Genomic DNA, 15,083 nt, shown 5'->3' on the forward strand with positions numbered 1-15,083 from the left:
AATAAACGTATGAAAAGGAGAGAATTAATAAAAGGCCTGAGCCTCTTGCCTGTTGCAGGTGCGGTTTCAGTATCTAACATAGAATCTGTCTTTGCTGCTGGTCCAGTGATGGCTAAGCAGGCAGGCAAAAGTATTTATGAAGCCATAGGTGTTCGGCCGCTGATCAATGCAAGGGGTACGGTTACCGTGGTTGGCGCGAGCCAGATCCTTCCTGAAGTTCAAGTGGCAATGGATGAAGCGGTTAAGGAATACGTTCAGATTGATGAACTGATGGATGCAGTTGGTGCCCGTTTGGGTGAGCTGACCGGCACTGAGTTCGGTTATGTCAGTTGCGGTGCTTCGGCTGCAATTACTGCTGGTACGGCAGGTTGTGTAACCGGAGGAGATCCTGATAAGCTTTGGATGATTCCTGATCTGAGGGGTATGAAGGATGAGGTGATTATTCCAGCCTATTCAAGAACTGCCTATGATGCGGCGGCAAAAGCTGTCGGAGTGCGAATGGTAGAGGTCAGTACCCTGGATGATTTAAAACTGGCTATCGGTCCGCGTACGGCTATGATTCTTGTTCTTGCCGGTGGACGATCCGAGAACGGACCGCTATCCCTCAAAGAAATATCCTCAGTAGCAAAGCCCCTGGGTGTGCCAATTTTAGTGGATGCTGCTGCCGAAGTGCTGGAAGTTCCTAATCCGCATATTTCACAGGGTGCCGACCTTGTTGCTTATAGCGGGGGTAAATATATTCGCGGTCCACAATGTGCAGGTTTATTATTGGGACGTAAAGACCTGATTATCGCCTCGAGAATAAATGCCGGACCGCACCATGGATTTGGCCGTGGATTTAAGGTTGGCCGTGAAGAAATTATGGGTATGCTTGCTGCAGTAGAAACCTGGTTCAAGCGTGATCATGCGGCAGAATGGAAGACCTGGCTATCTTATGGGAATCATATCATTCAGCGTCTGGCGAATGTTAAGGGAGTTACAACAAGGCTGACTGAGCCTAAAGGAAGAAGTAACCGTGCGCCTTCTGTGACTATTAACTGGGATAAATCGATCATTCCGTTAACCGGCGAGGATATGGAAGGTCTTTTATGGGATGGTACTCCCCGTATTGCTGTAAGTGGTGCTGGAAGTTTTCTTCCATTTCCACCTAATTTGCAGCCCAATATCAGTATCCATACTCCGGCACTTCAGGCAGGCGAAGAGAAAATAATTGCCGACCGCATATATTCCATATTAACCAAACCTCCTCTGATAAAGAGAGCTGCCGGAGAAGCCGCTTTTGACCTTAGCGGACAATGGGACCTTAAGATGAAATTTTCTGCCAGCACGGTAGATCAAACCCTGATCATTGAGCAAAAGGGTAATGAATTTATTGGAACACATATTGCCAGTATAGGTTCCCGCGACCTTGACGGAACGCTTCATGGTAAACAGATTACAATACGGAGCTCGTACACCAAAGAGGGTGTTCGTATAAATTATACATTCACCGGAACTGCCGATGCAAATACGATGCAGGGTAAGGTTAGTCTGAGTGAGTATGGGGACGCAGAGTGGACAGCCAAGCGCCATGATTATCGCCCGGCAGGGGCAAGACGTACCGGGTAATAATTAAAAAAGGGGGATATATTGTGGCTTTGATCAATTTTAATAATCAGGAACTGATATGCGGGCTATAAGATCTGTTATTTTGCTTATTTGTCTAAGTACTCTGGTATTGTCATTCGCCGGCACCTATGATGTGCAGCCGCAGGATTGGAAAGCTCCGGCTTGGGCAGATACTTTATATAATCCATATCATATTGAGCCCCTGACACTTCCACAGGCACAGGAGGTGTATAGTTTATACTGTGTTTCCTGCCATGGCAATCAGGGACAAGGTTATCCTTTGGAACATACCAGTCAGCAAGTACCTGATTTTAAAGATGATGGGATTGTGGGACAAAGTGATGGTGCTTTATACTGGAAGATAAGGGAAGGCAAAGGAATCATGCCAGGCTTTAAATCCAAACTGTCGGATGAGCAACAATGGCAGCTTGTAGAGTATATCAGGGATCTTTCAAAACCCTTTCCTCTTCAGAAAAATCCATTTAAAACTCTTAATAATTGATTAATAATGCATTTTTTTCTTATATTAAATTATTCACAAAATATCAGACTATGAAAAAATTAATTTCATTTGGGTTTGTCCTGACCATGATTATTGCAAATTCTACTGAGCTTTTTGCTCAAACAGGCACGAAAGGTATCATCTATGCAGGTTCATCTTCGGCTAGAGGAAGTAAAGGTATTTATGTATTGGAATTCGACCAGCAGAAAGGCACACTAAAGGAATTGCAAACAGTGACAGAGGGTAGTAGCCCCGGCTTTTTAGCTTTCAGTCCGAAGAAAGATTTTTTATATTCAATTTATGGTACGGGTACACTTGGCGATGGCAATGGTGCCGTTATGTCTTTTAAAATAGATCCTTCTACAGGGTTCTTAAAAAAGGTAAATGAACAATCGGTGGGAGGGAAAGGACCGGCCCATATCAGTATTGATCCAAAAGGAAGGTTTGCTTACACAGCCAATTATGGAGATGCAAGTGTTACTGTATTCCCAATAAATGCGGATGGCTCGCTGGCTAAAGCCTCTGATTATGTTAAACATACTGGCAGCAGTATTAATCCGCAGCGACAGTTGAGGCCTCATCCTCACTCCAGTATTCCATCTGCTGATGGGAAGTTTCTGTACGTTTCTGATCTGGGTACAGACAGGATCGTGATTTATGAAGTTTTGAACGAGGGTAAGTTAAAGCCCGCTGCTGTTCCATTTGTACAGGTAACTGCCGGATCAGGCCCGCGCCATTTTAAGATACACCAGAACGGGAAATTTGCCTATTCTGTCGATGAATTATCCAATACTATTGTTGGCTTTAAAGTAAATAAGAAAACAGGAGCCTTAAAGACTATTGAGCGTTTAAGTATGCTTCCCGAAGGTTATTCAGAGGTGACCTATGCTTCTGATGTTCATTTCTCGCCGGATGGCAAATTTATTTATGCAACGAACAGAGGGCATGAAAGTGTCGTGATTTATTCGGTTAATAACAGGAACGGGAAATTGAAGATGCTTGGACATGAGTCGACCGGAGGGAAACATCCAAGAAACTTCATGATCAGCAAATCGGGCGAATATGTTCTGGTAGGCAATTCAAATACCGATAATGTGGTGATCTTTAACAGAGACAATAATACTGGTTTGATGAAGCCCAATGGAGTTCAGCATACTATCCCGGCTGTCACTTGTTTGATTGAGTTGTAAAGATCTTCTGGTCGCTGTCCACTGACCGGCCTATTGCTCGGTCCTCTGGTCGGTCCTCTGGTCGGTCCTCTGGTCGGTGTTATCACCGACCAGTCCATCACCGACCAGTCCATCACCGACCAGCCTTACAGATGCTCCATGTAATGAGTAAGAAGAGGATTGTGTTGGTTCAGATAGTAGTACTGGGCTGAAGAGAATAAATACTCTTCTGGTAATTTACAAAGTCCGGCCTTAACCGGATTGAAGTGCATGTAGTTTATTTTTTGTTCTGCAACCGCTCTTGTTAATATTCGGGCCCTGTAAGCTCTTCGCTCCCAGAAATGAAACTGTCTGTCACGTTGTGTGCTGGTATATTTAACTAGTTCATTTGGGTTGTACTCAAGTAAGTTGAACTTTATTTGTTGTGCGGTATATTTAAGAAAATTCTGCTGAACATTTTTTTCAATCCAGTCGTTCTGCTTACGCCAAAGTATGTGCATGTGATTTGGCATAATTACATAAGCATACAGCCATATCCGTTCATCCTTTACCAGGAACCCAAGGCTGTCAAGGATTATCTGCTTGTGTTTATCTTCATTAAGTAAGGTTTGCCAATTTAGGCAGGTAACGGTGAAGAACTCTATATCTCCGTGATTCATAGTTAAACGTAAACAAAGAGAATCATGATGTTTCCAGGAATGAGTAAGTGGTAGCATGCATTGAGTATTCGGAGGTTGTGGTGGGTAGTGGTCGGTGATAACACCGACCACAGGGAAAACATCAGGCTAGGGGTATGGTACGGTGATAACACCGATCATAGGGATTTCATGGTACGGTGATAACACCGACCTTAGGAAATCTAAAACACCGACCACAGGGACGACTACAGGTTTCCTGTAGTCGCGGTCTACCAATCGTCCCTCTGGTCGGTGTTATCACCGACCAGCTAACACCGGCCAGAGAATCTGTTAAAAAACCGGGTTATCCCTGATCGGGAGTTTGGCAAATTTTTCAACCTCGATCGCGGGGCAGCCAAAATCCTCGACTACTTTTCCAAGGATCAGATAGCAGCCCTTTCCTCTGAAAGGATAGGAAGGAGTATTATTCGGGAAATGAACTGTATCCAGGAATTCGCCCTCTGCATCTAGAAAAGTGCCGAACCACATTTTCTTATTGTTTTTTGTGCGGACTGTCTTTTCACAGACGTAATTGCCTGCTAAGCGGATTGTTTTGTTGAGGTGCTTTGATAAATCTTTTGCTGCAACATCCCCGCGGTATTCTGATTTCATCAGGTCGAACATATTCATGCTTATCGGGTAGCCCAATAACTCGAGTTCATTATAGGCATCTTCCAATACCGAGCTTTCCAGTTCGGGCAGATAGAGTTCTTTCGCTTCGGTACAGAATAGTTCGCTATCCTGTTTAGGTACCAGCTTGCTGCCGAGGTAATTATGTACTTCCCATAGCAGCTCTTTTTTGTTCTTCCCGCAAAATCTGAGTGCTCCGATACGGATCAGGATGATGGCCTGATCGAGTGCGATTCCGGTTCGTTTGATAAAATCAGCAAGGTCGCGGTAGGGGCCATTGGCTTCCCGTTCTGCCGGGATAAGCCCGATGTATTGGTTTTCAAGTCCCTGGAGGCCAATAAAACCGAGCCACGCATCTTTACCTCTGATATTAACCTTCGCTTCACTGTTGTTTACACAGGGTAAATGCACCCGGGCACCCGATTTCTGTAGCTCATGAACATAGACCCAGCGCTGGTAGAAGCCCCCGTAATTATTCAGTACAGCCACCATAAACTCCATGGGATAATAAGTTTTGAGGAAGAGACTTTGGTAACTTTCTACAGCGAATGAAGCAGAGTGGGCTTTTGAGAAACTGTACCCTGCAAAAGATGAGACCTGCCGCCAGACTTCTTCGGTAGTTTTCTCATCTCTTCCAATCTCTTTGGCACGGTCAAAAAATCGCTGAACCAGGCGATCAAATTCCTTTTTAGAACGGTATTTTCCGCTCATACCCCGACGCAAAACGTCGGCATCTGTGAGATCAAGCCCGGCATAATGATAGCAGATTTTGATCACATCTTCCTGATACACCATTACACCGAAGGTTTCCCGAAGGTGCTCCTTCATCACCGGATGCAGGTATTCGACATTTTCGGGGTCATGGTAATTGCTGATATAAGTCTTCATCATACCCGAAGAGGCTACTCCGGGGCGGATGATTGAACTTGCGGCAACGAGCGTCAGATAATTCTCGCATCCCAATTTTTTCAGCAGTTGCCGCATGGCAGGCGATTCGATGTAAAAGCAGCCGATAGTCTCGCCTGTTTTTAATTTCGAATTAATTTTCGGATCCTTCATGAAGGAACTGACCGCATGGATATCCAGTTTTGTTTTTTGATTTTCGAGGACGAGCCGGACCGCCTCTTTAATATGTCCGATGCCTCTCTGGCTCAGAATATCGAACTTTTCATATCCGATGGCTTCGGCTTCATACATATCCCATTGTACGACAGGCATGCCTTTGGGAGGCAGATCCAGTGCGGTATAATAGGTAATTGGCTCTTCCGAGATCAGCACACCTCCTGCATGGATAGAACGTTGATTGGGCATATGCTGCATCATGCTCTGAATGGCCAGTATCTTAGCGAAAGTCGGGTTATTCCGGTTCTGTTCCTGTTTTGTGGGGTCGGTAAAACTGTCTATTTCCTGAGTCGGCAAGCCCATCACCTTGCTGATCTCGCGGATGATGGACCGGTCTTTAAAGGTGCTCATCGTTCCAAGTAATGCGGTGTTATTGCTGCCGTAACGTTTAAATATATAGTCCTGCACATCTTCCCGTTCATCCCAGCTGTAATCGATGTCGAAGTCGGGCGGACTACTTCGCTGCCGGTTCAGAAAGCGCTCAAAATACAGGTCGAGTTCTATCGGATCCACATCAGTGATACGCATACAGTAAGATACGATGCTGTTTGCCCCCGAGCCCCTTCCGATATGGTAATAGCCCCTTGCCATCGAATAGCGGATGATATCCCAGGTGATCAGAAAATAGGCGGAGAAATGAAGCTCATTAATAACAGCAAGTTCTTTCTGTACCCGATTTAAAGCTTCCCTGTTCGAGCGGCCATAGCGGTATTCCATTCCTTCAAGGGCGAGTTTTTCGAGCAGGGCTTTATCATCTTTTGCCGATCCGGTAAATGTTTTCCGGTTCTTTGTGCCCTTTTCAAAGCTGCTGCTGCAGTCGTTCAGGAGCTTCTCGGTATTACTAATAATGAAGGGATAGGCCTCATAACGTTTTTTTAGTTGAACGGGGGGCAGGAACACCTCATCCTCATTGCAGCAGTCATTTTTCCCGATCTTGGAGAGCAGGGTGTTCAGGTCTATTCCCCTTAAATAGGTATGCAGGCGATGCTCGATCTTATTGCTGACAGTCACGCTATGCAGAGCCACAATCTTTTCCCTGATTCCGGATAATGGCTTCCCGAAAAGACTGTTCAGATCCCGGTAGGGGATACCCAGAAATTCATTTTCTTTCAGATCCCGGTGTTCTGAGCTGTATGGATATATGATGTAAACATTCTGAAAATCCCAGGGTTTGTCGGGCAGCTCCATACTGTTTAGATTGTAAAAGCTAAGGAAGTCATTCAATTCTTTCATACCCTCCCTGTTGCGGGCTATCCCGATAAACAAAAGTTGGGATGATCTCCGGAACTCAATACCTGTAATGGCTTTGATTCCTTTGCCCTGGCATTCCCTGATGAATTCCATAGCTCCCGTAGAGTTATTGATATCGGTAAGTGCCATTTGTTCTATCCCCATAATTTTGGCTTGCTCTACTAGTTTTTCGACAGAGAGGGTGCCGTAGCGCAAACTATATTGTGAATGAACATTCAGATACATGGCTCAGAGATTGATATCGATGCTGGATGCCAGTTTTACAGCCTTCTCTCCAAACCTGTTCCGGATGCGGTCCATCGCCTGATAAAGTTTATACTGTTCTTCGGAAGCACCATACAGACTGATTTGTTCATTTCCGCTCACCAGTTGCGAAAGTTTAACTCCAACCAGGCGAATCAGCATACGCCGGTTGTATAAGGTATCAAAGAGTTCTTTTGCTTTGCTGATCAGGAAGAAATCCAGGGAGGTATAAGGGATTCTTGCCTGCCGGGTATGGGTTTCGAAATTGGAGTAGCGGATGGTTACGGTGATACAGGCGGCCAGTTTTTGCTGCGATCTGAGCTGAAAGCAAATATCCATAACCATGGAACTGAGTAATTGTTTGATCATCCGGGTATCAATGCTGTCGTTCTCGAAAGTACTTTGTGTTCCGATCGATTTTTGCTCACGGTAAGGCAATACCGGCGAATTGTCGATCCCCCGGGCTTTCTGCCAGAGACTGGTACCATTATTTCCCAATACCCTGAATAATTGTTCCTGCGGAATCTGAGCCAGAGTATAGATATACCGCACTCCCATTTCACTCAGCCTGATATAGGTTGCCTGCCCCAGACCGGGAATCTTTTTAATGGACAGGGGGTTTAAAAAAGGCTGAACCTCATCTTTCGAAACCTGCCGCTCTCCGTTCGGCTTGCACTCATTGGTGGCGATCTTTGAAACTGTTTTGTTGACCGACAGACCGAAGGAAAGGGGAAGTCCGGTCTCCTTCATGACATACAGCCGCAGTTCATGGGCAAATTTCATGCAGCCATAAAAGCGATCCATTCCGGTCATATCGATGTAGTGCTCATCAATAGAAGCCTTTTCAAGCAGAGGAACCCGTTCCTGCAGAATGTCGGTTACTATATGCGAATACTTGCTGTACTCATCCATATTACCGCGGATAAAGATCGCATGCGGACAAAGCTGCCGGGCCATTCGCGATGGCATCGCAGAGTGGATTCCGAATTTCCGCGCCTCATAACTGCAGGATGCCACTACCCCGCGATCGGAGCTGCCTCCGATAATCACCGGTTTTCCAATCAGGGAAGAGTTCTTCAGGAGCTCTACGGATACAAAAAATGCATCCTGATCGATATGAATAATGTGCGTGTCTTTTGACATAATTTATTAGCAGGGGGAACAAATTTATGCTAAAAATTTTAGTAAAGTGGAAAATAGTTTGACAATTAGCAAATTAGCAAATGAGAGAATTAGCAAATGAGGGAATCACTAGTGTCCGGGGAAATTGAAATTGTAAAATAAAAGATCAAATTCTTAACTCATAATTATTCTCTCTACTTTTCCTGCAGCAGAAAAGTAGCATGCCGAGGAGGTACGACGAGACCATGAGTACCTTAAAAATAATAGAGAAAAACGAATAAATGCCGCCGCTGTCCCGAAGCTTCGGGACTATAAAAGTTAATGCTTTGGCTTGGACTGTACCTGCCGCACCAGCTGATGCGGAAAAAACGTTAACGGAGATTTTGTGCTTAGGCCAAAGCTTATGAACAGTCCTGTTGTTTTAGGTAAAATTTTGCAGATTTCAAGGTAGTGAAACTATAAAAAAAGATTCTAAACTTAAGTGGGGCTTGCTTTGTATCGGACTCTTAAAAACACACTTCGTACGATGTAAATGGCCATTTTATCTGAAATTTTATTTTAACCGGACACTAGTGATGAGGGAATTAGCAAATGGAAGGACTTACGAAATCACATAGGCGAGTTGAAAGTAGATTTCGTCAGTCACATCTTCCCAATGGGGTGTTATTTGTCGATGAGAAAAGTAATTAGCAAATGAGATAATTAGCAAATTAGCAAATGGGGAATAGGAAATGGAATTTGAATGGAACTCTGATTTCAGTGACCAACTAACCAACTAACCAACCAACAACTAACCAACCAACCGTCTACCGTCATGTCTCGACGAGCGAAACTAATTTTTAATTTATATGGATTTTTCCGCGAGGAGAGATCTGTTGCACGTTTATTTGAAAAATTGCAAAATAAATTAGGTACAAAAGAAAAAATGATTTATAATTGTCTACTAAATCCATAGGATTTATATTAATTAGTGAAATAAAATTAGATTTAGCATTAACAATAGATCATAAAAGCATTGAACGAAGTAAAAGGAAGGGTAGATTCCCAGGAAAAGCGATGGAAAAAAATTGCTTATTTATCCTTATTTAGTCTGGCAATACTCTTTATTGTGTATGCTGTTTATTCCTATGTTTCTTACCCGGCTGTTCTCGATTTTGGTAAAGAATTGTCTGTGCATATAGATGATAAATTTTTATTGATGTTGCTTGTAGGATTTTTAGCCCAGATGGTTGATGGTGCTTTGGGTATGGGCTATGGAGTGGTTTCTACCACACTCTTATTATCAGGTGGTATGAACCCTGCAGTAATCTCCGGGAGTATTCATACGGCAGAGATGTTTTCAAGCGGAGCATCGGGCTTTAGTCATTACCGTTTTGGTAATGTGAACATGAAGCTTTTTAAAACGCTCCTGATTCCGGGAGTTTTAGGGGCAATTGTCGGAGCTGTTTTTCTGGCCTATGCCGGAGAAAATTACGGTCAGATTATCCGGCCCGTTATCTCGGTATATACTATGATTCTTGGAATCAGAATCTTGACTAATGCATTCAAAGAGAAACGAAAGGCTCAAAAAGTAAAACGTGCCGGATGGCTGGCAGGTGCAGGTGGATTTCTTGATTCTTTCGGGGGAGGGGGCTGGGGACCCCTGGTTACCAGTACGCTCATTTCTAAGGGAAGAACTCCGAAATACGTTATCGGATCGGTTAGCTTAACAGAGTTTTTTGTAACCATGGCAAGTGCGCTGACCTTCTTTGTTATTTTGGGAGTAAGCCACTGGCAGACTATTCTTGGACTGATTATAGGGGGTGTAATCGCCGCACCAATTGCTGCAAGGTTTGTTGGCAAACTCCCAATAAAAAAGATGTTTATCGGTGTCGGTGTAATCGTGATTGTTTCAAGCCTGCGGATCATCTGGATTTCTGTGTTTAAGTTTTTTTGATGCTGGGGAATAGGAAATAGAAATTAGCAAATTGAGATAATTAGTAAATTAGCAAATGGGGTAATGACTTACGAAATCACCTGGGCGATTAGAAAGTAGATTTCGTCGGTCACATGAGTATAGGAGAATTAGCAAATGAGATAATTAGCAAATAGGGAATAGAGTTTGAATGGAACCCGGATTTCACTAACCAACTAACCAACCAACCACCTACCTACCGTCAATCTCGACGAGCGAATTAATTTTTAATTTATAAGGATTTTTCCGCGAGGAGAGATCTGTTGCAAGCTTATTCGAAAGAGACATCGGCAGTACTAAATTTCCCTCCCTTAATCCGGTTTTTATAAATACTTTTAATTTATAAAAATAAGGATGATAAAAATAGCAATAATAGGGGCTGGGTTTTCTGGGACAATGATCGGCGTTCATTTAATAAAAATGGCAAACGTACCGATTGAAATTAAGCTCATTAATGAAACGGATGCACTTAATACCGGAATTGCCTATAATCCTTATTCAAAAAAAGTCCTATTAAATGTTGTCAGTTCGAGGATGAGTGCATTTGCTTCGGATCCTGATCATTTTCTGAACTGGCTGATGCTACAGGATCATTTCAGGGATAAAGACAGAACATTGATCGCCAATTCCTTCTTACCCAGATGCCTCTATGGCGAATATTTAAAGGATATTTGGAAAGATGCACTGATACAGGCTGAGGGGAAGAAGATACAGGTAGATGTAATCAACTCATCAGTAAAGGACCTGACACTTTTAAATGATTCCATCGATCTTGAATTGAAGGATAAATCCAGATTGTCAGCAAATTATGCTATAATCGCCAGTGGCAATCATTTGCCCGGAAATCCTAAAATAAAAAGCTCGTTTTTTAGCAGGAGTGCAAAATATTTTCAAAATCCCTGGGATATCCGTTCAGTTTCAGGAATTAATTCAAAAGAGCCGGTACTCATTATCGGGAATGGTCTCACCATGGTTGATACCGTAATCGGCTTGCTCGAAAATGGTTTTCAGGGGAAGATTGTGTCAATATCTCCCAATGGCTTCAATATTCTTCCTCATCGGCATAATGGATTATCCTATACCAAACTTGTAGAAGAAATTGGGGAGAAGACCAGCTTATTTGAGTTGGTTAAATTGTTCAATAAACATATGAAATTAATCAGGGAGTATGGATTATCTGCAGAACCCCTGATCGACTCGCTCAGGCCTCTTACTCAAACCATTTGGAAAAGGTTGACAATTGATGAGAAGCGGATTTTTATGACGAGACTCAGACATTTATGGGGTGTGGCCAGGCATAGGATTCCTTTGCATATTCATGATAAATTGCAGCAGCTTAGAATCGAAGGTCGCCTCCATATAGTTTCGGGCAAACTTCTGGATATCATTGAGAATGAAGATAATATAATGGCCATGTATTATGACAAGAAGGAAAAGCAAACCGTCCAGTTAGCTGTTTCGAGAGTTATTAATTGTACAGGACCTGAAACAGATCTACTTAAGCTGGATGACAATTATTTAAAAAAGGCCTTACTACAGGGGATACTTAGCCAGGATGAACTGAAACTCGGAATTAATGCAGATCCGGATACCTTCGAAGCCCTGGATTCTTCCGGCCATATCCAATCCGGCTTATATGTGATGGGCTCAAATCTCAAGGGTTTATTATGGGAAAGTACAGCGGTTTCTGAATTAAGGGTACAGGCAGAGAAGATAGCCGGAGATATTAGAGGGAAAATAATTCGGGGTGCATAGTAGTAAGTATTGAGTATTGAGTATAGAGTATTGAGTATCAAGTATCAAGTTGCTTCACGGTTTACAGACAGCAAATATTTCAAAACCTTTGCCCATACCTGATTTTTTATTATTTTTAATATTAAAATCGGAGAAATATGCTAAGTAAATCCAAAACATTACTCTCAGTACTATCAATAGTATTGATGGTTTGTCTGACAAGCTTTGTGCCTGATACCAGGATCGCGGTTGAATCGATTAATGGTGCCTGGAAAACCCAACAGAGTACTTTAGAGCAGGTATTGCTGTTCTCAGACGGGTATTTTATGCATACCATTTTTGATAAGACAAACAAGCAGTTTATTCAGAGCAGGGGAGGGACCTATACCTTTTCAGGTAAAGATTTAATAGCCAAAATTGAATTTCATACCCTTGATAGGGAACAGATTGGTCAGTCAATTACCTACAGTTTCTCTGTAAATAAGAATAAATTAAGTACTGATATTAGTGGCAAAAAGGCTAGTTGGGATTTGCTGGATAAAGGCGAAGGGCAGATGGCAGGTACCTGGCGTATGTCAGGGCGTAAGACGGATGGGCAGATCGTAATGAGTCCGCCAAGAGCCCGTAAAACCCTGAAAGTCCTGACCGGAACGAAATTTCAATGGGCAGCGATCAATGCTGAAACCAAAGAGTTTTTTGGTACAGGCGGAGGTTCTTATACTTTTGTCAATGGAAAGTATACCGAAAACATCGAATTCTTTTCCCGGGATAATAGCAGAGTAGGTGCCTCACTGTCTTTTGACGGTAAATTAGTTGATGGGAACTGGCATCATTCGGGACTTAGTTCTACCGGAAATCCGATTTATGAAGTATGGTCAAAAGAACTGAAGCAATAAGTTTGTTTCCTTCCACCAGGCTTTTCTAAAGCCTTTCTCCTTAAATTAGCGCTATTTCGATATAAAATTTACAGGGGTAAATTAAGATTGAAGATTTTATCTTGTTTTGGGAAGCAGGGTCTGTTTCCCTTCGGTCCCGCTTTCCCATGTTCTTCCCTTATTTTTGCAACAGATTTAATAGATATCATGAAATTCAGTATTGCAAAAAAGCCAGAGCTGCCACCCGGGTTTATTTCAAATGGCAAATTGTCCTTTTTCCGGGCTACCCGTCCCTATGGAAAACAGCTCCGGGTAAAATAAACCTTGCCGGAGGAGGTATCTTCCGGCTATTGGTAATTTGAAATAGAACGGGATTTCTTGCCGGAAATACTCCGGAGGAAAGGGCTTAAATTACCTATAACACACAGGTATTGCTTTCCAAAATCAAATCATTTGGATCCAAAGCCTTACCTGGATAATTATAAGCCTGTATTTCAACCATACCTATATTGAACTCAGGTTAAAATATGATCTGGCAATTTTCAGGAACAATTAATATTTTGCTCCTGAAATCAAATCTTTCAGTTTACAATAAGCGCCTGCCGCAGTTGCATAGGCATAACTGGCGACTGCATTTTTTAAACTTTCCCGCTTTTTGAATTCCCAGATATCACTCTTCCATTTTGGAAAATTAATAGCATTGATCTGATCAAATATCACAGAAATATTTGTTGTCAGTGAAAGGGCTGTATGCCAGGTTCCACGGGGGATGAATAAGGTTTCACCCGGAAGAATTGTTCCATTAACCGGTGTCGCGTTTTTGAATTTAGGATGTATTGTATAGTCTGGATTAAAAATATTAACTAAAGAAACATATGGGTTCTTGGGATCAGGATAGAGCATTTCATCCTGCCCCTGAGGGAAAATGGTAATTTGTTTTTCTCCATATACCTGGGTTATCCAGGCATTGGTATAATACTGGTCAATGTGTGCGAAGGGAAACTGGCAACCTAAACCTCCGATAAATAATTCCAGGCTGTTACCCAGTTTGCCCGGAGGGAAAACCTTTTCTTCGAACCAATTGGGTTTAGCATACCCCATATTTACAGGTTGAATTAATGGGAGTAATTCCGGTAGCTGAGTCCGGATTTCAAAAATTGCAGGATATGGAGCCGGGTTTTCGGGAGTACTTACTGCAACATGATCTAATATTTCAGCAATGGTGTATTCTTTGAAATTGATAATGGTACTCCGGTCACTAAAATGTTCTCTCAGATAATCCGGAGTAATTAAGCCCTGGGCCTTCCAGTCTTTAGATGCGTTTTTAAAAATTAGAGGTATCCTTGGCTTATAGTGTTCCTCCATAAACTCTTCGTAAGATATTTCCGACTTTTTCTGAATAGTCATTGATTTTAGAATTAAATGAATGTGTTTATTATCATTTTATATCAAGTTTTGACTTAGGTATTAGAATTCAAAATTTAAATAATTTAGTTTTAGTTCATCCTGGCAAGCGATACTACCCATATATTCATGATCAATATTGAAACTTTTCACTTGCAAATTGCCTTTTAAACCTATAAGACCTTCATTAATGCTATGCCAGCCGTCGAGGCATGGAATATCCCTGAGTTCATCATCCAGTCCTTTGGAACTTGCTTTGGTAAGAGCCTCCTTGCGTGTCCAGAGCCTGAAAAACTGTTCTCTGGTATCAGCTGTTTGCTGAATACGGCTAATTTCATGCTCACTGAAACTATGTTTTAGGATGTCGGTATAATTAAAACCGGTCTCAATACGTTCGACATCAACCCCGATCTCTGTATCAGAGATGGCAATCAGAATCAATTCACCAGAATGCGATACATTAAACCTTAATTTATTTGATTCTGATCTCAATTCCGGCTTTTTATTTTTACCGGCAATAAATTCGATCTCTGGAGGGGAAATATTAGTATACCTGCTGAGGAGCAGTCTCAGGGCAGTTCTCCTGCAAATAAAAGAATCATGGTCTTTGGGGTGAAGAAAACGGGATGCCTTTAAAAGCTCATCCTTACTGAGAATATTTTTTGGCATAAAGTTGCAATCCCCTACACTAATTTTCCATATATCGACCTGATTTTCTGGATGGCCTAAAGTTCCGCTTTGCCAAACGGGGCTGATCTGTTTGCAGAAAATCAGGGTGGATGACATGTGAGA

At 42.5% G+C, this 15,083-nt stretch carries 11 protein-coding genes; 6 read left to right on the forward strand and 5 right to left on the reverse strand.

From position 1 onward, the window contains the following. Positions 1-9: 9 nt before the first annotated feature. The 3 genes from Q8S11_RS15205 to Q8S11_RS15215 are packed head-to-tail and all read left to right on the forward strand — an operon-like array spanning position 10 to position 3,300. Positions 10-1,608 carry an aminotransferase class V-fold PLP-dependent enzyme gene (locus tag Q8S11_RS15205; RefSeq protein WP_305662977.1) on the forward strand — a complete coding sequence of 533 codons (1,599 nt, stop codon included), beginning with the start codon at positions 10-12 and terminating at the stop codon, positions 1,606-1,608. A gap of 58 nt (positions 1,609-1,666) precedes the next feature. Continuing rightward, positions 1,667-2,110, forward strand: coding sequence for a cytochrome c (locus Q8S11_RS15210; protein WP_305662978.1), 444 nt, complete (start codon positions 1,667-1,669; stop codon positions 2,108-2,110). Between the two features lie 50 nt (positions 2,111-2,160). After that, positions 2,161-3,300, forward strand: coding sequence for a lactonase family protein (locus Q8S11_RS15215; protein WP_305662979.1), 1,140 nt, complete (start codon positions 2,161-2,163; stop codon positions 3,298-3,300). 125 nt (positions 3,301-3,425) lie between these two features. Here Q8S11_RS15215 and Q8S11_RS15220 read toward each other — a convergent pair whose 3' ends face one another. The 3 genes from Q8S11_RS15220 to dinB form a co-directional block, all read right to left on the reverse strand. After that, on the reverse strand, positions 3,426-3,938 hold the full coding sequence (locus tag Q8S11_RS15220; protein ID WP_305662980.1) for a hypothetical protein: 513 nt from the start codon (positions 3,936-3,938) through the stop codon (positions 3,426-3,428). 309 nt (positions 3,939-4,247) lie between these two features. Then, positions 4,248-7,184 carry a DNA polymerase III subunit alpha gene (locus Q8S11_RS15225; protein ID WP_305662981.1) on the reverse strand — a complete coding sequence of 979 codons (2,937 nt, stop codon included), beginning with the start codon at positions 7,182-7,184 and terminating at the stop codon, positions 4,248-4,250. A gap of 3 nt (positions 7,185-7,187) precedes the next feature. Next, complete coding sequence (dinB, locus tag Q8S11_RS15230) at positions 7,188-8,345, reverse strand: DNA polymerase IV (protein WP_305662982.1); 1,158 nt, start codon at positions 8,343-8,345, stop codon at positions 7,188-7,190. A 994-nt stretch (positions 8,346-9,339) separates the two neighbouring features. On the opposite strand from dinB, the gene Q8S11_RS15235 reads away from it, so the two are divergent. The 3 genes from Q8S11_RS15235 to Q8S11_RS15245 all read left to right on the forward strand — a co-directional run bounded on the left by Q8S11_RS15235 (position 9,340) and on the right by Q8S11_RS15245 (position 12,908). Beyond that, the gene (locus Q8S11_RS15235; RefSeq protein ID WP_305662983.1) at positions 9,340-10,260 is read left to right on the forward strand and encodes a sulfite exporter TauE/SafE family protein; all 921 of its coding nucleotides are present in this window, start codon (positions 9,340-9,342) and stop codon (positions 10,258-10,260) included. A gap of 372 nt (positions 10,261-10,632) precedes the next feature. Further along, on the forward strand, positions 10,633-12,033 hold the full coding sequence (locus Q8S11_RS15240; RefSeq protein ID WP_305662984.1) for an FAD/NAD(P)-binding protein: 1,401 nt from the start codon (positions 10,633-10,635) through the stop codon (positions 12,031-12,033). 137 nt (positions 12,034-12,170) lie between these two features. Then, a complete protein-coding gene (locus Q8S11_RS15245) occupies positions 12,171-12,908 on the forward strand; it encodes a hypothetical protein (RefSeq protein WP_305662985.1) in 738 nt (245 codons plus the stop codon). Between the two features lie 531 nt (positions 12,909-13,439). On the opposite strand, the gene Q8S11_RS15250 is transcribed toward Q8S11_RS15245, so the two are convergent. Together Q8S11_RS15250 and Q8S11_RS15255 are read right to left on the reverse strand one after the other, a co-directional pair. Beyond that, positions 13,440-14,294: a cupin-like domain-containing protein gene (locus Q8S11_RS15250; protein WP_305662986.1), complete on the reverse strand. Its 855-nt coding sequence runs from the start codon at positions 14,292-14,294 to the stop codon at positions 13,440-13,442. Between the two features lie 60 nt (positions 14,295-14,354). Beyond that, a complete protein-coding gene (locus tag Q8S11_RS15255) occupies positions 14,355-15,077 on the reverse strand; it encodes a 4'-phosphopantetheinyl transferase superfamily protein (protein WP_305662987.1) in 723 nt (240 codons plus the stop codon). Positions 15,078-15,083: the final 6 nt, after the last annotated feature.

This window comes from Daejeonella sp. (genome assembly GCF_030695525.1).
Classification (GTDB): domain Bacteria; phylum Bacteroidota; class Bacteroidia; order Sphingobacteriales; family Sphingobacteriaceae; genus Daejeonella.